Raw genomic sequence first — 22237 nt, forward strand, 5'->3', positions numbered from 1 at the left:
CATGGCTCTGATCGTCTCCGCCCAGCGCCGCAGGGGGCCGACGACCAGCGCGCGAGTCGGTGACCGAGTGGGTTCCTGCTCCGGCGGGGACCAGATTCCAACGGGCCGGGCGACTCTCCAAGACCCCGCGTCGCACCACGCCTCGATCGGCACACCTCATCAACCAGCGAACCTGGGACCTCAACGATGTTCTTCGGACTCGATCCTGTCTGGATTCTGATCACCCTCGGCGGCCTCGGCCTCGGCCTCTTGGCCCAGGGGCGCGTGAAGTCCGCGTTCCACCGCTACAGCCAGGTGGGGGTGCGGTCCCAGATGACCGGGGCCCAGGCGGCGCGCGCCGTGTGTCGAGCGGCCGGCGTCGAGGGCGTCACGATCGAGGAGCACCAGGGCTTCCTCTCCGACCACTACGACCCGCGCCACAAGGCCCTGCGCCTGTCGCCCGAGGTCTACAACGGACGCTCGGTGTCGTCGATCGCGGTCGCGGCCCACGAGGCCGGCCACGCGATCCAGCACGCGCGCGCCTACCGCTGGCTCGGCTTCCGCTCCGCCATGGTGCCGATGGTCCAGATCGGATCGCAGATCTGGGTGCTGCCCTTCATCATCGGCGCGTTGCTCGGCGGCGCGGCCTCGGCCGGGATCGGCGGCCCGTTGATGATGGTCGGCGTGGCCCTGTTCGCGCTGACCGTGCTCTTCCAACTCGTCACGCTGCCCGTCGAGTTCGACGCGTCGAACCGGGCGAAGGCCGTTCTCGCCCACACGGGCATCGTGTCCACCGCCGAGGAGGCCCAGGGCGTCTCCAAGGTGCTCGGCGCCGCGGCGCTGACCTACGTGGCGGCGGCCGTCACCGGGGTCGTCCAACTGATCTACCTGCTGTCGATCGTGATGGGCAACCGCGACTGAGCGACGACGGCCCACAGCGGCCAATCCAGGTCCCGCCCGGCGGGACGAGCGAGGGGATCGCGGCCGAGCCGCGGTCCCCTCGAGCATTTCGGAGCCCGCTCGGATCGCTCGCTCGAACTCCACCATCGCCCGCGCACCGTTCGAGCGATGCGGGCGTCCCGCAGGGGGGCGCGGCGCGTGGACCCACGTTGTGGCTCGCGGAGCAGGTGCCGATACTGCTCGCGCCCAAGAACCCCCTCGGTACCCCACGTGAACACGCTGCGTTTCGACTTCACCAACGTCCTCGCCGACGCCGTCGGCCCGAAGCACGGTCTGACGGAGGCCGAACTCGCCGCGATCACCGGCCCCTCGCGTCAGGCCTTGGCCCGCGTGCAGGCCCGCCGCGACGCCGACCTGCGCTGGCTCGACCTGCCGTACCAGGCCGACGTCCTGTCCGCGATCGAGTCCTTCGCGGCCAGCGTCCGCGGGCGCTTCGACAACGTGGTCGTGTGCGGCATCGGCGGCTCGGCCCTGGGGACGATCGCGCTGCACGCCGCGCTCAACGCACCGACGCACGACCTGGCGCCGACGGGCGGTATCCCGCGCCTCTTCGTCCTCGACAACGTCGACCCCGACTGGATCGCCGACGTGCTCGGGCGCCTCGATCCCGCGCGCACGCTGGTCAACGTGATCAGCAAGTCGGGCGGCACGGCCGAGACCATGTCGCAGTTCCTGATCTTCCGCGACCGGCTCGTGAAGGCGCTCGGCGAGGAAGCCCACCGCGAGCACCTGGTGGTCACGACCGACGAACACAAGGGTGTGCTGCGCGAGATCGTCGAACGCGAGGGCTACGCCAGCTTCGTCGTTCCGGACGGGGTGGGGGGGCGCTTCTCGGTGCTCTCGCCCGTCGGGTTGTTGCCGGCCGCGCTGGTCGGGATCGACGTGCGTGAGCTGCTCGCCGGTGCCGCGTACATGGACCAGCGCTGTCGCGTCGAGGCCTTCGACGAGAACCCCGCCCAGGTGCACGCCGCGGTCCAGTACCTGATGCAGACCGCGAAGCAGAAGCCGATCGCGGTCACGTTCGCCTACAGCCACCGCCTGCGCCTCGCCGCCGACTGGTACGCGCAACTCCTGGCCGAGTCGATCGGCAAGCGCGCGGACCGCGACGGGAACGACGTCTTCGCGGGACCGACGCCGGTGCGCGCGGTGGGTGTCACCGATCAACACAGCCAGGTCCAGCTCTACGTCGAAGGACCGTTCGACAAGTGGTTCACGCTGCTGTCGGTCGAACGGCCCGAGCGCACGCTCGAGATCCCGCACGCCTTCGCCGACCTCGAGGGCGTCGCCTACCTGGGCGGGCGCGACATGGGCGAGCTGTTCCACGCCGAGCGCGACGGCACGCGCATCGCCCTGACCGAGGCCGGGCGCCCGAACGCGACCCTCTCGCTCGAGCGGGTGGACGCCCACGGGCTGGGCCAGCTGATCCAGATGCTCGAGGTCTCGGTCGCGATCATGGGTGAGCACTACGGCGTCGACGCCTTCGACCAGCCGGGCGTCGAGGCCGGCAAGATCGCCGCCTACGCCCTGATGGGGCGGGCGGGCTACGAGGAGCGCCGGGCCGCCATCGAGGCCGCCTCGGGGCGCGCCCCGCGGGTCGTCTGAGGCAGGGACGGCCCCAGGACCACCCCGCGTGCCACACGGGGCGGCCGGGGAGGTAGGCTCGATCACGAGGTTCCGCCCCACGCCCGCAGCTTCGTTGCGCCTCCCCCGATCCATCGCGTGGGCCGGACGTCCAACCAAGATCCACATGAAACCCATCCACACCCTCGGCGTCGCCGCCGGAGCGGTCCTGGTCGGTGCGTTGACTCTGTCGAGCGCGCGCGTGCCTTCGGGCAACCAGGACGGCATCCAGGTCGGCGCTGTCGCCAGCTACCAGTTCCGAGCCGCGCCGGTCAACGCGCGCGGCGTCAGCTCGCTCGACGACCTGCGCGGCAAGCCGGTCCTCATCGACTTCTGGGGGACCAGGTGAGGCCCTTGCGTTTCGACGGCGGTGCCGTCGGCAGTGGAACTGGCCAAGGAGTACGGCGACGACTTGCAGGTGATCCTGGTCGAGTGCCAGAACACAGGTGACCTCGAGACCGAGCGCTTCACGTGGGACAAGGGATGGATGGGAGGACCGGCCATGTGGTCGTCCGAACGTCCGATGAATGCCGGCATGGACGGCATCCCGCACTACGTGCTGCTCGGGAACGACGGAACCGTGCTCAGCAAGGGCTACTCGGTCGCGGACAAGAGCAAGGTCGAGGACCTGATCGCCGAACAGGTGAAGGCCCGCGGCGATGCTCCCGACGACGCGCCCAAGTCGCTCAAGAAGGCCTATGCGGAGTTCGCCAAGGGCAAGTACCAGAAGGCGATCGAAGTGGCCGAGAAGGCGATCGAGAAGGGTGACGACGTGGATGCCGCGCGTCAGCTCATCGATTCGCTGACCCTCAAGATGGAGCGTCGACTCCAGTTGATCGAGCGTCAGCTCGGCGCTGGTGAAGCGGTCCTCGCCAAGGCGAACTTCGAGGCCTTCGTCGATGCCGCTCGCGGTGTCGATGCGGTCGCCGATCAGATCGCCACCCTGACCGAGACCTTCGACTCCGAGGAGACGAAGCGCGAGATCGAGGCCGACGAGACCCTTCAGCGCACGCTGAAGAAGGCCTTCGACGACGGCATCGACTCGAAGACGGCGAAGAAGCTCGAGAAGCTCGCCGAGGACTACGCCGGGACGAAGTGCGCCGAGCGCGCCAAGCACCTGGCGACCCTCGTGGTCGAGTGAACCGAGTGCAATGCCGTTCGGCGCGGACCTGATCCCTTCAGGTGCGCGTCGGACGCCACGAGGCGGCGCCCCCGACATCCGGGGGCGCCGCCTCGTGCATCTGAGCGGGACTCGGGACGCGAGCCGCTCGCGCTTCGCGTCAGCGCCCGCGCGCCGCGTTGTCCGCGCTGGCCTCGGTGATCAGCGGCTTCGGATCGAGGTAGGTGACCAGACGGTTGGCGGGCACCAGGTCGACCAGGAAGCGGCGGCGCAGCTCGGTGTGCACGTCGTCGCGCATCCCCGCGAAGTCCGGCGTCGGCCTGTGCTCGCCGAGGTAGAAGAGCGCGACGCCCGTCGACATGTCGACCGGTTCGCTGACGCCGGTGACGCCCTTCTCGCGCAGCGCGTAGACGGCGTCGCAGATCTCGGTGTCCAGGCGCGTGTCGGCGCGGTGCACGCGGCCCAGGTCCGTGGCCGCGATCCCGTTCGTGGTGTCCTGGTGCAGCTGACCGGCGGTCGCGGCGAAGGACGGCTCGCTGTCCAGCGTCGCGCGCAGTTCCGTGAGTCGCTCGCGTGCGGTCTCGCGCGTGAAGCGCACGATCCCGTCGGGCTTCTCCGCTGCGATGGCGAAGATCACGTACGCGCGGACGGACTCGCCGAAGCGATCGTCGTACCACTGCTTGTCGGCGCGGTAGGTCGCCTCGAGGACGTCGGCCGGGTAGCGCACGTCGATCACGAGGTTCGACAGGGCGGCGATGCGCACGGCCGGGTCGTGGTGGTACTGCTCGGGATCGATGCCTTGCGCCTTCAGCAGCGAGTCGAACGACACGCCCTGGTAGGCGGGGTTCGAAGCGGTCTCCTCGCGACGGCGCTGGATCTCGAGGCCGATCGCCGCGTCCACGGCCGACCGGGGCAGCTCGGCGCACTCCGCCTCGACCCGCGCGGCCAGCATGATCTGGAACAGCGCGTCGCGCACGCGGTCGCGGCCCAGCGAGTCGCGCAGACGCACGGCCAACTCGTCGGCGCGGATCTCGACCTCGCCGAGGCGCGCGACGACTCCGTCGGTCCACGGCCGCGCGATGCGCTCGAGCGGGCGCTGCGCCAGCTGTTGGTCGAGCCAGATCTGCTGGTCGTGGTCGGGCACGGACCGGTCCTTCGGGAGCCCCAGCGCGCGCCGCGTCAGCTCGGCCAGCATCAGCTGGTTCTCGAGGGCGCGGAGGAAGTCGGCGCGTTTCACGTTGCTGCGTCGCAGGTGCCCGTCGAGTCCGTCCTCGACGCCGCTCTCGAGCGTCCGTCGATCCAGTTCCTCGAAGCGCGCCTCGACCGCGGCATCGGTGATCTCGATGCCGGCCGCGCTCCCGAGGTGTCCGATCAGCGCACTCTGCGCGAGGAACTGCAGCGCCTCGTTGGCGATGGGGCCCAGGGCGTGTCGCGCGAGCAGCACCTCGTCGAGCTCGGCCCAGGTCACGACGTGGTCACCCATCTGGGCGGCGACCTCGCCCGACTCGACGCGATCGCGACGGGGCGCGGCCGCCTCGACGGCGGGAGCCGCTTCGGCGGCTGGCTGCTGGGCGCCGTCCTGGACCGCCCGCACGGGGGTCGCGGTGACGGCCGAGGCCGCGAGCGACGGGGTGGCGGCGAAGAGGGCGAAGCACGCGGATGCGGCGACGGTGCGTGTGGTGTGGATCACGAAAAGGGAGACCTCCGGTGGTCCGGGAGCATACGGGACACCGGATGGGGGACCGGCGGCGCGCGCTGGAATAGGATCGAGGGCCGATGGCGGATACCGCGGACGACCTCGATTTCCTCGCGCAGCTGGCGCGCCGTGGGCACGTTCCCGAGGCGCTCGCCCGCGATCTGGCCGTTCGTGCGCGCGCCGGCGAGGATCTGGACGACCTGCTCGTCGCCGAGGCCGGCCTCGAGCCCGAACGGGTGGACGAGCTGCGCCGGACGAACGGTGGCGAGATTCCGCAGATCCCCGGCCTCACCATCGGCGGGCGACTCGGCCGCGGCGGGACGGCCGACGTGTGGCGCGCGCGCGACCGCAAGGCCGGCCGCGACATCGCGCTCAAGGTCCTCCTGCCCGAGGCGCGCCGGGACGCGGCCGTCGCGAAGGCCTTCGTGCGCGAGGCGCGGTTGCTCGAGTCGCTCGACCACCCCGGCCTCGTGCGCTGCTACGGCGCCGCCAAGTCCGGGACCACCGTCTTCACGCGCCTCGAGCTGATCGACGGACCGAGCCTGCAGGACGAACTCGATCGCGGTCGGGTGTTCGAGGAGGCCGAGGCGCTCGGCCTCGTGCTCGACGTGGCGCGCGCGCTCGGCTACCTCGAGTCGCAGGGGCTCGTCCACCGCGACGTGAAGCCGGGCAACGTCCTGCTCGCCCCCGACGGTCGCGCGGTCTTGATCGACCTGGGCTTCGCGGCGCTCGCGGGCGAAGCGCGGTCCGACGGTCGCGACGACGTGGCCACTGGAACCGTGGCCTACCTCTCGCCGGAACAGGCCGTGGGGGGAGCGGGAGCGGACATCCGCTCGGACGTGTACTCGCTCGGCGTCTCGCTCTTCCAACTCGTGATCGGTCGCCTGCCGTTCGAGGCCGACGACGACCGCGAGGTGCTCGCGATGCAGGTGCTCCAGTCGCTCGAGTCGCCGGAACTGAAGCGCCGCGGCGTGTCGCCGCACCTGCACTACTTGGTGCAGAAGATGATGAGCAAGGATCCCGGCGAGCGTTACCAGAGCTGGCCCGCACTCGTGGGCGACATCGAGGCCCTCGTGGCGGGCAGCCGTGGACTCGACTGGCGCGGTGGCACGCCCCCGAGCGGACCTCTGGCCGGTGCAGCGGGGCGCGTGCGTCCGCGCAGGCGGCGTCGGCCGTGACGCTGCGAGCGACCGAGAGCGGCGCGTCGGACCCGGGGCTCGCGGGCGTGCGTCCCTTCCGCTTCGACTGCCATCGCTGTGGACACTGTTGCACGCACGGCGACGGGCACGTGTGGCTCGAGCCGGGCGAGGACGCGCGGTTGGCGCGTGCGCTCGATCTCGACGTCGCCGCGTTCCGCGAGCGCTTCGTGCGCACCGTCACCGATCCGCGCACTGGCGCCCTGCGCGAGTCGTTGCGCGAGGAAGCGGCTGCGAGCGGCGCGTCGGCGAGCGGCAACGGACGCTGTGCGCTGCTCGCGGGCGAGAACCACTGCACCGTCTACACCGCTCGACCGAGGCACTGCGCGACCTTTCCGTACTGGGAGAGCGTGCTCGACGACGCCGACGGGTTCGAGCGCGCGCGCGCGATCTGTCCCGGTATCCGTCCCGAAGTGTCGGCCGAGGCCCGCGCCGCTGCCTTCGAAGAGTTGCGCGCTCTCTACGAGCGGGTGGAACAGGTCGTTCGGAACAGTCGCGCCGTCTGTCTCGCGCGCGGTGTGTGCTGTCGCTTCGAAGAGGCCGACCACCTGCTGTTCGCCACCGCGCTCGAGGCCGACTACGCCGCGCACGCGTTGCCGGACGCGCCGCCGCCCGCCGCGCCCGGGCGCTGTCCGTACCACGTCGGCGGACTGTGCACCGCGCGCGAGGGCCGCCCGCTCGGCTGTCGCACGTACTTCTGCGACGCGGGTCCTGGTGCGGCGCTCGAGGTCGAACACGAAGCGTTCCTGGCGGAGATCCGCGCGATCGAGGCGCGCCACGGCTACGAGCCGACCTACGCGTCCTTCCCCGAGCTGCTGCGCGTGCGCGGCGTGGGCGTTGCGAACGCCGGAGCGGGCGACGCCGGCAACGCGGAAGAGGAGCGCTCGTGAAGAGCGCCGCGACCCTGTTCGCGATCGTCGGCGTCGCGGCACTCGCCGGAGCCGCCACCTGGTTCACGCTGCGTGCCGAGCCCGACGCTCCGCCGCTCGATCCCGAGCCCGCGCCCGCGCTCCCGACGTCCTTCGAGCCGAGTCAGCGGCGTGCGATCGGCGTGCCCGAAGAGGCGCCCGCCACGGTCGTCGACGGCACGGCCGAGTGGGTGCGCCTGAACAACGACGGCGTCGACGCGCTCGGCGCCGAACGCGTGGACGACGCGATCGGCCTGTTCGAACGCGCGCTCGCAGCCGCCCTCGCGACCGATCCCGACGGAACCGGGGACTGGAGCGTCCTGCGCAGCAACCTGGCCGAGGCCCTGGCGCGGCGCGCGATCGCCGTCTGGGACGCGGGCGAGCACGCGCTGGCGATCGAGGACCTGGCCCGCGCGGTCGAGCTCGATCCCGAGCGCGACGACCTCGCGCGGCTGCTCGAACGGTGGCGTCAGGAGCGCGCCGTGGAGGAGGCCTTCGCGAGCTACTCGTCCCAGCGCTTCGAGATCGTGTTCGACGGCGAACGCGCGGCGCTCCTGACCGGCGGAGCCCAGCGCGCGATCGACGTGCTCGAAGGTGCCTACGGCGAACTGTGGCTGTTCTTCGGACACGATCCGGTCGTGGTCGGCGGCGAACGCATCGGCGTGGCCTTCTACACGCCCGAGCAGTTCCGCGACATCACCGGACTCGGACACTGGGCGGGCGGCGCCTACGACGGCCGGATCCGCGTGCCGATCGAGGACTTCGACGGCGACGAGGCGCGCTGGACGTCGACGCTGTGGCACGAGCTGACCCACGCCTTCCTGCACGACCTGATCGACGGCGGGCCGCCCGGCTGGCTCGACGAGGGCTTGGCCCAGTGGCTCGAGCCCAGCCGTGCGCGTGACCTCGAACGCGCGCGCGCCACGTTGACGTCCGAGGCCCTGCTGCCCCTCGCAGCGCTCGAGGGCACGCTGTCCGGACTGTCCGACGCCGCGGTGATCCGGCGCGCGTACGCGCAGGCGCTCGTGTTCACCGACTACTTGGTGCGCACCTTCGGCGAGTACGTGGTGCGCGAGCTGTTGGGCGCGCTCGCGACCGGTGCCGACATGGGGGCGCGCTTCGAGGAACTGGTCGGCTTCTCGCTCGACACGGCGCTCGGCGATCTGGGCGACGAACTCGACCGCGACTAGGCGGCGCTCGCGAAGCGGTGGCAGCGCGCTGCGGATTGCTCGCACGCGATCCGCAACCGTTGGGGCGCGGCCCGCGTCTATCGGGGGTGGAGATCGGAATCCTGAGCGAGGAGGAGAAGTGGGGTGCGGAGCGTGCGGCGCGAGCTGGGACCGGGGCGTCGGGGGCGCTGCACGGAAGGAGCGGCGAGACGGGTGCCGAGGCTGCGACGGAAGGTGAACGGTGTGCTGGGCGCGAGGTCGCAGCGCCTGGGGCGGGAGCGGGTGGGGGCGACGAGGGGCCGCACGGCGCCTTCGACGTCGGCAGGAACGCGGGCGGACCACAGGCGAGCGTCGACGGCGGTGCCGGTGCAGGTGCGGCCCGAAGCCACGCAGGCGGAGCGACAGGCGTCGAACCACACGGTTTCGAACCACACGGTTTCGAACCACACGGTTTCGACTCACACGGTGTCGAACCACACGGCGCGCGCGCGACGCTCTGGCGGCGGGCCGGGGTCGATGGCGTGGCGTGCCTGAGCGACGCGCAACTCGTCGAACTGATCGGCGGGGCGGGAGGGGTCGTCGACCTGCCGCGCGACGGGAGTTGGTCCCGTTGGACGGGCGAGGAGTGGCGCACGCGACGGGCGCGCGGATCGGAGGAACGCGAGGTGCGGCGCGGTCTGCGACTCGCCGCGGCGCTCGAGCTCGGGCGCCGGGCCGAGCGCGCGCGCTCCGACCTGGCCGCGCGCCTGCCCATCGACGGTCCGGTGCGCGCGCTGCACTGGCTCGCCCCGCACTTCCGGGGCGAGCGGCAGGAGTGTTTCGCCGTGCTCCTCTTGGACGGGCGGCACCGGGTGAAGCGCCTGGTCCCGGTCGGGCGGGGCACGCTGACCGCCTCGCTCGTCCATCCGCGCGAGGTGTTCGCTCCGGCGGTGCGCGAGGGGGCGGCCGCGGTCCTGGTCGCCCACAACCACCCCAGCGGCGATCCCGAGCCCAGCGCCGAGGACCTGGCCGTGACCCGCCGTCTCGGGCGCTCGGGCCGCCTCCTGGGGATCCCTCTGCTCGACCACCTGGTCGTGGCCGGTTCGGCCTTCCGCTCCCTGCGCCGGACCTGGTCGGGGTGGGGACGCTTCGGTCCGGAGGACGGCGGGCCCTCCGACTAAGCCCCGTGTTCCCAGTCCCTTGCACGCGCCGCCTTCGAAGACTCGACGATTCCCCGGCCCCGACGTTCGGTCCGAGCCGCCCTGCCCCTCACCCCGGTCAGGAGAGAAGCGAACGGCGTCTTCCCGCCAGCCTCCTCCTCCTTGTTGTGGGTTTGGGACGTGATGGGGCCGGTGCCTGGGGGGTGCCGGCCCCTCCTTGTTGGGGGTCGCGAAGATCGCGGCGGCAGAGGCGAATACGCCCCCCCCCACGAAGTGCGCCGCGAAGCCCCCTTGCCAGGACTCCGCGGCGCGATCTCTCCCCCGTTCGGGGTCACCGGATTCCGAATCGGTGGTCTTGGGTCGGTCTCAGGGGCAGGTCACCACTTCGAGGCCGTGGGTCAGGGTCCAGCCTTCCGGGCCGCCGCCGTCGAACGCCGCGCCCTGGGCGAAGAGCGTGAGTCCGAGGAAGCTCGGGTCGGACGGGACGAGCAGGCCGAGCGAGCCGGTGCCGCCGGTGACCTGCACGAGCGAGATCGGGCCCAGGGACGACGGATCGACGAGCAGCGTGCCGCCCAGGAAGCCGCCCAGCTCCGCGGGTGCGGCCGAGAAGGCGAAGAGTGCCGCCGCGTTGCCGGCGAAGCCGCTCATGACGAACTGCACCTCGCTGCCGAGGGCCGGCACACCGCTCAATCCGATCTGGGCCGTCGTGGCGCCACCCAGGCCGAGGCCGTAGGCGAAGGCACCGCAGCGCGCCTGGTTCGTGAACACCGAGACGGTGCCGCTCGGGTCGTCGGTGACGGCGAGGTCGGCACCACCGTTGCCGTCGAGGTCGCCGATCGCGACGTGCTGCGGGTCCGAGCCGACGGGAAGGGTGCTCTCGGACACGAAGTTGCCCGCGCCGTCGTTCGCCATCAACGCCACGACGCTCGAGTCGGTGCAGAGCACGGCCACGTCGAGGTCGCCGTCGAGGTCGAAGTCGCCGGCCACCGAGTAGCTCGGGTTCTGGCCGCCGACCGCGAACACCGACTGGGGCCCGAAGACACCCGCGTTCTGCTGGAACACGAGGAGCTGCGGGACGTTGTTGGCGTCGCCAGCGGCCACGAGGTCGACGTCGCCGTCGCCATCCACGTCGCCCGCCACCAGGCCGTCGGGGCGGAACTGGGCGCCGGTCGAGAGGCTCGAAGTCAGCGCGAAGGTGCCGCCGGTGTTGGTCAGAAGGTCCAGTCGGCGGTCGTCGCTCGAGGCGACCGCGATGTCCGTGTCGCCGTCGCCGTCGAGGTCCGCGAACGCGAGCGAACGCGGGTCCGCGCCCACCGCGACCGATTGGGCGGTGAAGGTCCCGGCGCCCGCGTTGCGCAGCACCGTGACCGAGTTGCCGTCGCGGTTCGAGGTGGCGAGGTCCAGGTCGCCATCGCCGTCGAGGTCGGCGACACCCATGTGGCGGGGCTCGTCGCCGACGCCGACCGAACCCAGCGCCGCGAAGCTCAGTCCGCCGTCGTTGCGGTAGCTCGCGACGGCGCTGTTGTTCTTGAGCGAGACGGCGAGGTCCGCGTCACCGTCGCCGTCGAGGTCGGCGGCGACGAGCGCCTGCGGTGACGAGCCACCGCCCGTCAGGATCGAACCCGCGAAGGTGAAGGCTCCGTTGCCGTCGCCGCGCAGGATCACGATGCGGTCCGGCGCGTCGACCGTCACCGCGAGGTCGACGATGCCGTCGCCGTCGAGATCGGCGAAGGCGGAGTCCTGGGCGGCGGGGCCGGCCGGCACGGCGCCGCGGGCGTCGAAGCTGATCTGCGCCTGGGCGGCCAGCGGGAAGAGCGAGAAGATGGAAGCGGTGAGGACCGCCGTGCGCGTGGTGCTGTTCATCGGATCGAGTGATGCGTGGATCGAAGGATCGGAAGGCCGAGGTGTGTTCGTGTCGCGGAGAGTCGTTCCCCGCGTTCGAGCCCCCTTGCGCAAGGCCCGTGCCACCCGTCCGCGACCCCCTCACGCCCTCCGCGACCTCGTTCCGTCCAGGATTCGGAGAGCCCGCTCCCGATTCCGGACGATCGCTCGCGCTCGCGGCCTCGATCAGTCGTCGCCGCGCTCGTCGTCCTCCTCGCGCCAGCGCTTCAACCGCTCGTACAGCTTGGAGGCCGAGATGCCGAGCACCTGTGCCGCGCGTCGCTTGTCGCCGCCGAGGCGTTCGAGCGTGTCGAGGATCGCGCGCCGTTCGATCTCGGCGATCGTCGCGAGCTCGCCGACCTCACCGCTCGCGCCGCTGGGGGCGAGCGTCGGTCCGGGCGTGGAGACCAACTCGGGATCCACGAGATCGTCGCCCGACAGTACGCACAGCCGGATCACCTCGTTGCGCAGTTCGCGCACGTTGCCGGGCCAGGTCCGACGCGCGAGTCGCGCCAGGACGCCCGGTGCGACGATTCGACGGATGCCGTCCTTGCGCTCTTGTTCGGCGAGGAAGTGGTGCACGAGCAGGGGCACGTCCTCGATGCGTTCGTCCAGTCGCGGCATCTCGACGTGCATGCCAGCGATGCGGTAGTAGAGGTCCTCGCGGAAGCGGCCCGCGCGCACCTCGGCCTCGAGGTCGCGATTCGTCGCCGTCACGAGGCGCACGTCGATGGGGCGCGAACGGTCGTCGCCCAGCCTGCGGATCTCGCGCGTCTCCAGCGTGCGCAGGAGCTTGCTCTGCAGCTCCTTCGGCATCTCGCCGATCTCGTCGAGGAACAGCGTGCCGCCGTTCGCGCGCTCGAAGAGGCCGGGCCGCGACCTCTCGGCGCCGGTGAACGCGCCCTTCTCGTAGCCGAACAGCTCGGACTCGATCAGCGACTCGGGCAGGGAGGCGCAGTTCTCGCTCACGAACGCCGCGCGCCGACGTTCGGAGAGGTCGTGCAGCGCGCGCGCAGCGAGCTCCTTGCCGGTCCCGCTCGCACCCTGCACGAGCACGCTCAACTCGCTCGACGCGACTCGTTCGATCGTCGCACGGACGCGCTCGAGAGCCGGAGAGTCGCCGACCAGTCCACCGGCCGGCGCTGGACGTCCAGCGTCGCGGAGTCGTCGCCGCGCGGTCTCGAGGTCGGTCTCCTGACGCGCCACACGCTCCTGGAGCTGAGCGTTGAGAGCGTTGATCTCGGCCAGTCGTCGCTGCTGACGGATCGCCAGTGCGGCCTGGTCCGCGAGCAGTCCGAGCAGGCGCTCGCTACGCGGTCCGAACGCGCTGGCGTGCAGCCTGTGGTCGACGTAGATGGCGCCGCGCACGTTCCTGTCCACCTCGAACGGCGCGCACAGCACGGACCGTAGGTCGAGTTGGACGACGCTCGGCGCCGCGCTCAGTCCCGGCTCTTCGGACGCGTTCGAGACACGCACGACGGCGCCGCGTTCGAGGGCCGCACGCACGACCGAGGTGGACACTTCGATCTGGGGGCGCGGGACGTCGCCGCGCGCCGAGTCGATGGCGGTGTCGAACTCGAAGCGGCCGTCCACTTCCAGGACGAGGAAGCCGCGCTCGGCTCCGGTCACGATCAACGCTTGGTCGACGATCTCGCCGAGGAGCGCGGTGCGGTCCTCCTGATCCACCAAGCGGTGGTTGATCTCGAGCAGTGCCAGGATCTCCATGTCTTCGTCGGGTTCGAGGTCTTCTTCGGAGCGGTCGAGTCGGTCCAGGTCCCTCGGCCGCGGGTCGTGCACGCCGAGGAGGTTGTGTCGCAGTGACAGGGCTTCGCGCGGAGTCGTTCCCGCTGCGCAACGCTCGAAGGCCCGTCGCGCGAGTTCGAGCAGTTCAGGGGCGTGTTCCGGTTCGCGCCTGACCAACGCCAGGGCCAGACGCGCGGCGCGATCGTCGCGGCCGACGCTGACGAGTTCCTGCGCGAACACGGCTGCGGCGGCCGATCGCGCGGGAGCGAGCGGTCCGTCGCCCTCGATGCACGCGGCGATCCACGTGTCGATGGCAGCAGCTCCCGCGTCGACGCTGGGCGGTGCGTCGTCCGCCGTCGTCGGCGTGGGGAACTGCACCGCCGATCCTGTCGCGGCTGCGTCGGCCAACATGGACGCGACACGCAGCTCTTCGGACACGGGAGCCAGTCCTAGCCGCGTCGCGAGTTCCTGTCCGCGTTCGAGTCGCGCCCGCCCCGTCTCGACGTCGCCGACCAGGTGCGCGGCGCGTCCGAGGTACAAGAGCTCGCGCGGGTCGAGAATGGCCTCCGACTCGCGCGCATCGACCGCGTGTCCGAGGCGTGCCCGCACCTCGGCCGCGCGCGCGCGCAGCAGGGGCCCGTGGCGTCGGGCGGCGACGCCGTGCAGATCGCGCTCGGCCGCCAGCAGCGACTCGAGCGCCCGCCGCAGGTGGCCGCGCTCGGCTGCGACGAGTCCCAACGTGCCACGCGTGAGCGCCGCGCCTCGCACGTCCCCGAGTCGTTCGCGCACCTCGAGGGCGCGCTCCAGCACGTCCTCGGCCATCACGACCTGGCCGAGGTCGCGGAGCGCACCACCCAGAGCCGTTCGCACCTGGGCGGCCGCCGCCGGGCGCCGCGAGGCCTCGTGGATGCGCACGGCTTCCTCGAGCAGTGGCACCGCGGCTTCGGCACCCCGGCGGCGGCGCGCGACGTTCGCGAGGTTGAGAAGCACCGCCGCGCGCATCGGCGTCGCTTCGTCGAGTTCGCGCTCGAGGCGGTCGAGGTCCTTCGCCGCCCGCTCCGTGTCGCCCGTTGCGAATCGGGCGAGCGCCTCGAGCGAGCGCAGGTTCACTCCTTCCAGCGCGGGCCAGTTCTTCGATTCGTCCGCGAGCTCCGTCGCGCGCTCGATCACGAGCGCGTGCCGGCCCGCCTCGTAGTGCAGGTGCAGCGTCGCCACTTCGGCTTCGGCCCGACCCTGCGGATCGATCTCGGCCGCGCGCGCGAAGTGCTCGAGCGCGCGCTCGGGGTCCTGCCGGCGTTGAGCGAGTCGACCGCGCGCGCGTTCGAGCAACGCTTCGCCGCGAGGTTCGACGCCAGTCGATCGCGTGTCCTCGGCGAGCGCGAGCGCCGTCGCCGCGCGCTCCAGTTGGTTCAGGCCGAGCCAGGCCAGTGCGCCGAGTGCCGCGCGCCGATGCGCGCCGAGCGGATCGAGGAGGTCGCTCCAGCGTTCGAACGTGTCGAGCCACGCGAGCGCCAGTTCGGGTTCACCTGCGTCGATGCGTTCGAGCAGCGCGCCGGTGGTCGACTCGACCAAGCTCGCGTCGAGCAACGTGTCGAGCACCAAGGCCGGTTCGCACGCGCCCCGTTCGAGGAGCGCTCGCGCCGCGTCGGCGCCGCCCTCCGCGAACAGGTCGACGAGCGGGACACGGCTGCGGTAGCGGTCGCGCCCCAGACGTTCGACGGCGCCGCGGGCTTCGAGATCGAAGAGGGCGCGCGACACGTCGCGTTCGCTGCGCTGCGTGAGAGCGGCGACGCGTCGGGAGGTCGCTTCACCCGCGGCGGCCGTGGCTGCCAGCAGTTCGCGGTCCGCGGTGGACATTTCCTCGCGATCGAACGGCGTCGGGGCACCGAGCGCGCCGGACGTCGGCAACGGCCCCGGACGCAAGGCCAGCGCGCGACCCGTGTCGACGAAAGCGCCAGCGCGCGCCAGTTCGAGCAACCCGTCGCGCACGCGTTCGAGCGAACCGTCGGCACGGTCCACGAGTTCGCGCACGAGTCGGTCCAGCGCAGCGTCGTCGGCCGCCCCGTCGTGCTCTTCGAGGCGCCGCGCGAGGAACGCCCGCAGGGCACCGGCCCGCGGGCCGCGAGCGTCGAGCGCACCGACCTCTTCGTCGGCGTGCGTCGCGGGTGTCGCAGAAGGTGTCTCCGCGACAGTGGGCGCGGCTCCGTGCGCCGGCGACGGATCGTTCGCGAACGCCACGACGACGGCCGATCGACCCGCTTGGTTCGCGGCGCGCGCGAGCGTTCGTGCGCGCCGCAGGTCCCAGGCGTCGTACGTGGCCACGCGGATCACCAGTGGAGCCGTGCCGGCTCGCGCTCGTTCGCGCGCCCAACGGTCCAGATCCGCTGCGTCCCGTTCGCAGGCGTCGGACCGCAGGCCTTCGTCCTCGGCCGCGACCCCTGCGAGCGCGGCAGCCAGGCGGATGCGGCGCGCGAGCGGCTCCACGTCGCGCGGATGTCCGACGGCGATCGAGCGGCGACCCGGAGTGCCGGCCGCGCCCTGGAGCAGGACCTCGACGACCTGACGCACCACGTCCTCGCGCCCCAGGTCGGAAGGAGGGGCGAGGCGGCTGGCGGTGGCCTCGGGCGAGGCCGCGTCCGCGACCGCGAGGCCGAGTCGGGCGGCGAGTTCGCGCGCCACCGACTGGGCCGACTCCGGACGCTCCCGGGGATCGCGGGCCACCAGCCGCACCACGAGGTCGCGCGACCACTCGGGCAGGCGCTCGGGCTCGATCCCCGCCGCCTCGAGGAAGGGGCGGCGGGGGAACTCGGCGTAGAAGCGCGCTGGATCCGGTCGCCCGACCAGAGCCTCCACCATGAGGGCGCCCAGGGCGAAGAGGTCCGCCGCCGGTTCGAGCGGGGCTCCGGCCAACCGCTCGGGAGCCACCGCCACCAGGGTCCCTCCGGTCGGTCGGCCGCTCCCCGAGCGGTCGCTCAGGCCGTAGTCGACCACCACGCAGGTGCCATCGGGCCGGACCACCACGTTCGAGGGCTTCAGGTCGCCGTGCACGAAGCCCGCACCGTGCAGGTGGGCGAGGGCGCCCGCGATCTCGAAGGCCGCTCGACCGACCCGGGCCGGGTCGCCGACGCCGTCCCAGCCGTCCAGAGGGCGTCCGTCCACGTGGGAGCGGGCCACGAACGAGCCGCCCCCGGACAGCGGACCGAAGTCGAGCACGCGCGCGAGCCCCGGGTGGTCGACCGCCGCCAGGACGGCCAGTTCGTGGGCCACTTCGTCCGCGGACCCGTCCTCGAGGCGCAGGACGGCGTCCTCGCCCGCGGGCCCCGTGGCGCGGACCACGCGCAGGCCGGGGCGCGCGGCGAGCACGGAAGTCAGGCGGTAGCCAGTGGGGAGTTGGTGGTCCATTGGTGGGGCGAGGCGGGCAGGGGAGGTGAACGGCGGTCCGAGGGTCGGGTCGGGGTCTTCTCTCCAGATCTTGGAGGGCAATCCAGATTCTGGACAAGATTGGGCCGCGCTGGAAGTCCGCAGCGGCTGCTGGGGCACCTGCGGCGACGGAGCGGCGTCAGCAGGGGTACGGTATGGCTCTTGAACGCAAGGGGCGTACCGCGGCCGCGTGCCGCCCGCTCCGACGCTCCGACCTCGCCCGCCATGTCTTCTCCCGTCCGTACCTCTCTCGTGTCCGCGACCCTCTTGGTCGCCTCGGCGCTGGCCGCCACGGCCCGCGCCGACCTGACCGTCTTCCTGGGCCCCGAAGGAGGCGTGGGCGACGTGGTCGTGTTCGACGAGAGCGCCCTGCTCCCGCCGGCTCCGGTCGCCGGGCTCGCTGGTGTGCAGCTCCTCGGCCTCGACGCGATCGGCCGGACGCGTCTCGAGACCTTCCTGTCCGGCCGCCCACGGCAGCGTGAGGTCGTCCCCGGGGTGACGCGCGTCGAGCTCCCGGACGGCCAGGGATCGATCTACCGCTTCCGCCGCGCCGGCGTGGGCACGAGTGCGGACTTCGGGCTCTTCCACGTGGACGCGAGCGGCGACGCCCGCGTGCTCGTCGAGCGACCGGGCACCGGCGTGCTCGGCGACTCGGACCCGTTCCTCGCGCGCATCGCCGTCGCACCGGCGGCGGACGGCATCCTCGTCGCGACCCGCTTCGAGGCCGGTGGCGACGTGCTCGAGATCGATCTCGTCAGCGGCGCGGTCGTCGACAGGACCGCCAGCGTTCCGCCGCTCGACGTGGCGGGCAGCGGCCTCGGGCTGCGCGCCGACTGGGGAGTCGTCGTCGCTGCCGACGGTCCGCGGCGCTTCGACCGCACGCCCGGCGCCGGTGCGGTTCCGGTGGCACTGCCCGGCGCGCCCACATGGTTCGGCGGCGAGATCGTCTTCAGCGAGGACGGCCTGGTCGCGGCCACGATCGCGGGCGCCGCGCCGACCGCGTCGCACCCGTTCGTGCTGCGCGCATCCGGCCCCGCGCTGCGTCTGGACGACACGCCGCGCCACCTGTCGCCCGCCGGATTCCTGCCGCGCGACGTGGACGGGCCGTACCTGGCCCTGTCGGCCGACGGCAGCGTGTGTGTCTGGAGGACCGAAGGCGCGTTGGCGCGCGACGCCTGGACCGCCAGCGTCGCACCCGTTCCGTCGCCGCCGCAGACCGTCACCGCCGACCCGCAGTTCGTCGACACCCTCGACGAAGTGGGACTCGCCGGTGCGTTCGCGATCGCGTCCCAGCGCGCCATCGTGCTCGCGGTGGGGGAACGAGCCGATCCGCTGCTCGGTGGCGTCGAAGGCCTCGACTTCTACCTCGTCGAGACGCCGGCCGGTGGCGGTGCACCGGTCATCACGAACATCACGCTCACGTCGGGCGACACGGCCCAACCCTTCACGAAGGGCGCGATCGATCCCACGCGCGGCGCCTATCGCATCCCCGGTGAACCGCGCCTGCTCGTGCGCGACGACGCAGGATCCGGCGGCCGCATGTCCGTGGTCGATCTCGCTGCGGCGACGGTGACGCCCATCGTTCCCGGGGCCGAGGTGGTGCGCTCGATCGAGCGCCACGGTTCGCGCTACCTGATGACGATCGAGCGCGATCTCGCCGGTCCGCTCATGCACGATCTGGTGATCGCCGACGTCGCGACACTCTCGTCGACGACGCTCGCGAGCGTCGCCGCCACCGACGGCGACTTCGATCGGCTCACCGTCCGCGCCGACGGGTGGGCGGGCGTCGGCCTTCGCATCGGTCCGGACGAGTTCGCCGCCCGCGTGCACGTGCCGACCGGGTTCGGCGAGTTGCTCGTCCCGTTCGGCTTCGACCTCGGACCGACGCTGGCCTGGACGGCGGGCGGTCGCCTCGCGCTCACCGGCGCCTTGCCCGGTGGTCCGTCGATCCCGATCGGATGGGGTCTCGGCGTCCCGTGGTACGCGGTGCCGATCGTGCCCCAGGACTGCTTCGTCCTGCCCTAGTTCGTCCTGCCCTAGCTGCGCGCCAGCAGCGTCGCCGCGAACGCCGCCGCGGCCTCCGCCGCGGTCTCGATCCGCAGCACGTGGGGTCCGAGGCGGGCCGAACGGGTGCCCGCGGCTTCGAGGAGGGCCTCCTCGGCCGGGGACCAACCGCCCTCGGGGCCGACGAGGAGTCCAGCAGAGGGTTGACCCTCGTCTTCGGCCAGGGCGGTGGCCAGCGAGCCCGCGGCTCGCGGGTCGAGGTGGATCGCAGGGGCGGGGAGGGTGTCCGCGAGCTCCGCGAGCACGGCCTCGAGCGAGGCGGGCTCGTCGAGGACCGGCAGCCAGGCCCGCCCGCACTGCTTCAGGTGCTCCTTCATGAGCCGCTCGAGCCGCGCCCGGCGCCCGGCGCGGCGCTCGGCCCCGGTGCGCTCGGTCAGGAGCGGGCGGATGCGGGCGACCCCGTGCTGGACCAGTCGCCCCAGCATGTCCTCGCCCCGAGCGTCCTTCGGCCAGGCCACGGCCAGCTCGATGCGGGGCAGGGGGGCCCCTGGTTCGCCGGGCGCCGGTTCGTGGGTCGGGAGGGCGCCGAGGACGAGCTCGATGCTGCGGCGTTCGACGCGCTCGACGGCCAATTCGTAGCGACCGCCGGCGCCGTCCAGGGCGGGGACGCGCGCGCCTTCGCGCAGGCGCAGGACCTTCACGGCGTGGTGGAACTCGTCCTCGTCGAGTGGCACGTGGGCGCCGACCTGTGGACGTGCGGGCGGAGCGATGAACAGCACGCGGGCCAGCGTAGCTCCCAGGGTGCGCGAACGGAGCGCGCCCCGTGGTGAACGGCGGGGTGTGCGTGCGTGCAGGCGCCCCGGCGGACCGCTACCCTCCTGGGCCCGCCGTTCCGCGCCCTCGGCCCTCCGTTCGTAACGACGGTGTCCCCGAGGGCTACGAACAGGTGCACCGCGCGCCGCGCCGCCGCAGGTCCCCGTCGTCGCTCGACCGCGAAGCACGACCGCCGACCCTGCTCGCGCCCGCGCGGCCTCCCCATCCACGCGAACCGATCCCTCGTCGTCGCGACGGCACGAACCCGCGCAGCGAGCCTTCGCCGCACCGGGCTCCCCGTCGCCGTCACCCGGACGCTCGGCCCCGGCCGACTCGGGTTCGCCGTCCTCCTCTCGATCCGCACCCCCCCCGCATGTCCCAACGCCTCGCGCTGCGCTTCCTGTCGGGCTCCCACGAGGGCGAGTCCTTCCCCATCACCGGTGGGGGCCTCACGATCGGCCGGCGTCCTGCGAACGACGTCGCGCTCGACGACGGTTCCGTCTCGGGTGCCCACGCGAAGCTGACCGTCGAGGACGGCGATCTGTGGGTCGAGGACCTCGGCAGCACCAACGGCACGCGCGTCGGCGGTCGCAAGGTCGAGCGCATGTCGCTGCTCGCCGGCGACGAGCTGAGCTTCGGTTCCGTGCGCGCGCGCGTCGTCGAGGAGGAAGTGTCGAGTGCACCCGCCCCCGCGAGCGCGTCCCCGTTCTTCGAGGACGACGACGAGATCAGCCTCGAGGAACCCGACGACGTGCCCGCGGCCGCGCCGTCGATGCCCGCGCGTTCGGCCTCCGAACCCGCGCCGTCGATGCCGTCCGCCGCTGCTGCGCCCGCGCCGCGACCCGCACCGCAGTCGGCACCGGCCGCGCGCGCGCCGCGACCCGCGCCGGTCGCGCCCGCGCTCGAACTCGACGACGACGACGGCACGATCGAGGCCGATCTCGACGCTTTCGATCGACGCCAGAAGGGCTCCAAGGCCGTGACCCTCGCGGTCGTCGCCGTGCTCGTCATCGGCGCCGGTGTCGGCGGTTGGCTCGCCTTCGGACAGGGCGGCGGATCCGACGAGGACGACCAGCAGGTCGTCGCGGTCCCCGCGATCGAAGGCAATCTCCTCGGTGCGGACTTCTCGTTCGAACAGCCCGTCTCCGCGGCCGCCTGGGAGTCGTTCGGCGAAGCGCCGGCGGTCCTGTCGCGCGGTCGCGGCGGCGCGCTCAGCGGACGCAGCGGTCTCTACGGCTCCTTCGGCAGCGAAGCGGGGACGGAGGTCGAGGCCGGACAGGTCGACTGGGCGGCCGAGATGAGCGAGCGCGTGCGCGTGCGCGTTGGACAGGTGTTGACCGGGACCGCGGACTTCGCGGTCGAGGGCGACGGCTGGGTCCGCGCCGGGATCCTGTTCGAGACCGACGCCGGAGTCGACGGCCGCGGCAACGTGCTGTGGGGGCCGCCCGGGCGCGGTGCCGATGGTTCGGTCGCGACGGCTGCGATGGTCCCCACCGGTGTCACCGGTGCGCGCCTCGTGCTCGCGGCCGGCGGGAACGCGACCGTTTCGATCGACGACGCAGCGGTGGTGCTCGGCGCCGAACTGCCCGGACCGGGCGAGGTCGGTGAACTCGAGGTCGCGACCACGGGACCGGCGGCGAGCGCCGGAACGGTCGTGCTCGCGCGCAGCGATCGCGCGCTCGTCGTCGTGCGCGCCGCCCGCGACGCCAGCGCACATGCGGCCGGCCACGTGCTGGCCGTGGAACGAGCGAGCGATGGTGCTCCGCGCATCGCGCTGCGCCTCGGCGCCGCGCGCGGTGCGACCGAACGCCGCCTGCACCTCGAGATTCCGGCCGCGACCGGTGACGTCGCGCGCCGCATCGCCGTCGTCGCGGGCGGCGACTACCGCGCCTTCGGGGCGGAGTTCGAGGTCGAGGACGCGACGCAACTGCTCGTGGGGCGCGGGCTCGAACTCGTGCGCTTCGAGTTCGACGCACCCGTGACCGTACGCGGGCGTCGCGACGAGTTCGGGGCCCTCGTGGACGTCCAACTCGGAGCGCTCGAGAGCGTCGGCGTCCAACTCGCGTTCACCGCCGAGCGCGGTGAAGCGGCCACGCTCGCGGCCGCCACACGCCGCGCCGGCAAGGAAGGACGACTCGGCGACGCGCTCGCCGGGTGGGAGCAGGTGCTGTCGCGCTTCGGCTTCCAGGACGACCTCGTCGACGAGGCCGAGGCCACGGTCGGTTCGCTGACCACCCAGGGCCGCCAGGAACTGGACGCTCTGACCCAGGACGTGGTCCGCGCCGCGTTCTTCGCGCTCCCGGGCGTCTACGACGAGTGCGCCGCGCGCGCCCGCGACCTGCGCGACCGCTACACGGCGGCGAGCGGTGCGACCAACCCCGTGCGCGAGGGTGCGAACGAACTGCTCGAGCGCATCGCGAGCGAACGCACCGCACTGGTCGAGGCCATCGACGCGACCGAACCGGATCGCTCGAGCGCGATCCTGGAGTTCCTGAATCGCACCGGCCAGGAACCGCTCGTCGAGCGACTGACCTCCGACGCCGCACCCGGGAGCGACGGCCGCTGAGTCGGTCGCGGAGCTCGTGCAGA

General features: G+C 72.6%; 14 protein-coding genes. 10 read left to right on the top strand and 4 right to left on the bottom strand.

The genetic code is table 11. The annotated features are described in order from the left end of the window. Window positions 1–186 precede the first annotated feature (186 nt). The 4 genes from Pla163_RS04730 to Pla163_RS04745 all read left to right on the top strand — a co-directional run bounded on the left by Pla163_RS04730 (window position 187) and on the right by Pla163_RS04745 (window position 3700). The gene (locus Pla163_RS04730; protein ID WP_145184352.1) at window positions 187–900 is read left to right on the top strand and encodes a zinc metallopeptidase; all 714 of its coding nucleotides are present in this window, start codon (window positions 187–189) and stop codon (window positions 898–900) included. A 249-nt stretch (window positions 901–1149) separates the two neighbouring features. Further along, window positions 1150–2541: a glucose-6-phosphate isomerase gene (locus Pla163_RS04735; RefSeq protein WP_419186326.1), complete on the top strand. Its 1392-nt coding sequence runs from the start codon at window positions 1150–1152 to the stop codon at window positions 2539–2541. A gap of 145 nt (window positions 2542–2686) precedes the next feature. Next, window positions 2687–2908 (top strand): thioredoxin domain-containing protein, encoded by a 222-nt coding sequence (locus Pla163_RS04740; protein WP_145184358.1) that lies wholly within the window; start codon window positions 2687–2689, stop codon window positions 2906–2908. Window positions 2909–2929: 21 nt separating this feature from the next. Beyond that, on the top strand, window positions 2930–3700 hold the full coding sequence (locus Pla163_RS04745; protein ID WP_145184361.1) for a hypothetical protein: 771 nt from the start codon (window positions 2930–2932) through the stop codon (window positions 3698–3700). A gap of 139 nt (window positions 3701–3839) precedes the next feature. Here the strand turns inward: Pla163_RS04745 and Pla163_RS04750 are convergent, their stop codons facing one another. Next, complete coding sequence (locus Pla163_RS04750; protein ID WP_145184363.1) at window positions 3840–5369, bottom strand: peptidylprolyl isomerase; 1530 nt, start codon at window positions 5367–5369, stop codon at window positions 3840–3842. A gap of 86 nt (window positions 5370–5455) precedes the next feature. On the opposite strand from Pla163_RS04750, the gene Pla163_RS04755 reads away from it, so the two are divergent. The 4 genes from Pla163_RS04755 to Pla163_RS04770 all read left to right on the top strand — a co-directional run bounded on the left by Pla163_RS04755 (window position 5456) and on the right by Pla163_RS04770 (window position 9808). Further along, window positions 5456–6553 carry a serine/threonine-protein kinase gene (locus Pla163_RS04755; RefSeq protein WP_145184366.1) on the top strand — a complete coding sequence of 366 codons (1098 nt, stop codon included), beginning with the start codon at window positions 5456–5458 and terminating at the stop codon, window positions 6551–6553. Beyond that, window positions 6550–7461 (top strand): YkgJ family cysteine cluster protein, encoded by a 912-nt coding sequence (locus Pla163_RS04760; RefSeq protein ID WP_419186327.1) that lies wholly within the window; start codon window positions 6550–6552, stop codon window positions 7459–7461. The genes Pla163_RS04755 and Pla163_RS04760 overlap by 4 nt, the downstream gene beginning before the upstream one ends. Beyond that, window positions 7458–8669 carry a peptidase MA family metallohydrolase gene (locus tag Pla163_RS04765; RefSeq protein ID WP_145184370.1) on the top strand — a complete coding sequence of 404 codons (1212 nt, stop codon included), beginning with the start codon at window positions 7458–7460 and terminating at the stop codon, window positions 8667–8669. Before Pla163_RS04760 ends, Pla163_RS04765 begins: the two co-directional genes overlap by 4 nt. 500 nt (window positions 8670–9169) lie before the next feature. Continuing rightward, entirely contained in the window at window positions 9170–9808 is a 639-nt protein-coding gene (locus Pla163_RS04770) for a JAB domain-containing protein (RefSeq protein ID WP_145184373.1), read from the top strand. Window positions 9809–10153: 345 nt separating this feature from the next. Here the strand turns inward: Pla163_RS04770 and Pla163_RS04775 are convergent, their stop codons facing one another. Both Pla163_RS04775 and Pla163_RS04780 read right to left on the bottom strand, forming a co-directional pair. Then, window positions 10154–11650 carry an FG-GAP repeat domain-containing protein gene (locus tag Pla163_RS04775; protein WP_145184376.1) on the bottom strand — a complete coding sequence of 499 codons (1497 nt, stop codon included), beginning with the start codon at window positions 11648–11650 and terminating at the stop codon, window positions 10154–10156. 204 nt (window positions 11651–11854) lie between these two features. Further along, on the bottom strand, window positions 11855–16813 hold the full coding sequence (locus Pla163_RS04780) for a sigma 54-interacting transcriptional regulator (RefSeq protein ID WP_145184379.1): 4959 nt from the start codon (window positions 16811–16813) through the stop codon (window positions 11855–11857). Between the two features lie 243 nt (window positions 16814–17056). Here Pla163_RS04780 and Pla163_RS04785 point away from each other — a divergent pair, with 243 nt between their 5' ends. Next, window positions 17057–18856 carry a hypothetical protein gene (locus tag Pla163_RS04785; RefSeq protein ID WP_145184382.1) on the top strand — a complete coding sequence of 600 codons (1800 nt, stop codon included), beginning with the start codon at window positions 17057–17059 and terminating at the stop codon, window positions 18854–18856. 11 nt (window positions 18857–18867) lie between these two features. On the opposite strand, the gene Pla163_RS04790 is transcribed toward Pla163_RS04785, so the two are convergent. After that, entirely contained in the window at window positions 18868–19614 is a 747-nt protein-coding gene (locus Pla163_RS04790; protein WP_419186328.1) for an RsmE family RNA methyltransferase, read from the bottom strand. A gap of 407 nt (window positions 19615–20021) precedes the next feature. Between Pla163_RS04790 and Pla163_RS04795 the strand changes: the two genes are divergently transcribed. Then, on the top strand, window positions 20022–22214 hold the full coding sequence (locus tag Pla163_RS04795) for an FHA domain-containing protein (protein ID WP_145184388.1): 2193 nt from the start codon (window positions 20022–20024) through the stop codon (window positions 22212–22214). Window positions 22215–22237: the final 23 nt, after the last annotated feature.

The organism is Rohdeia mirabilis, from assembly GCA_007750655.1.
In the GTDB taxonomy this organism is placed as follows: domain Bacteria; phylum Planctomycetota; class UBA1135; order UBA1135.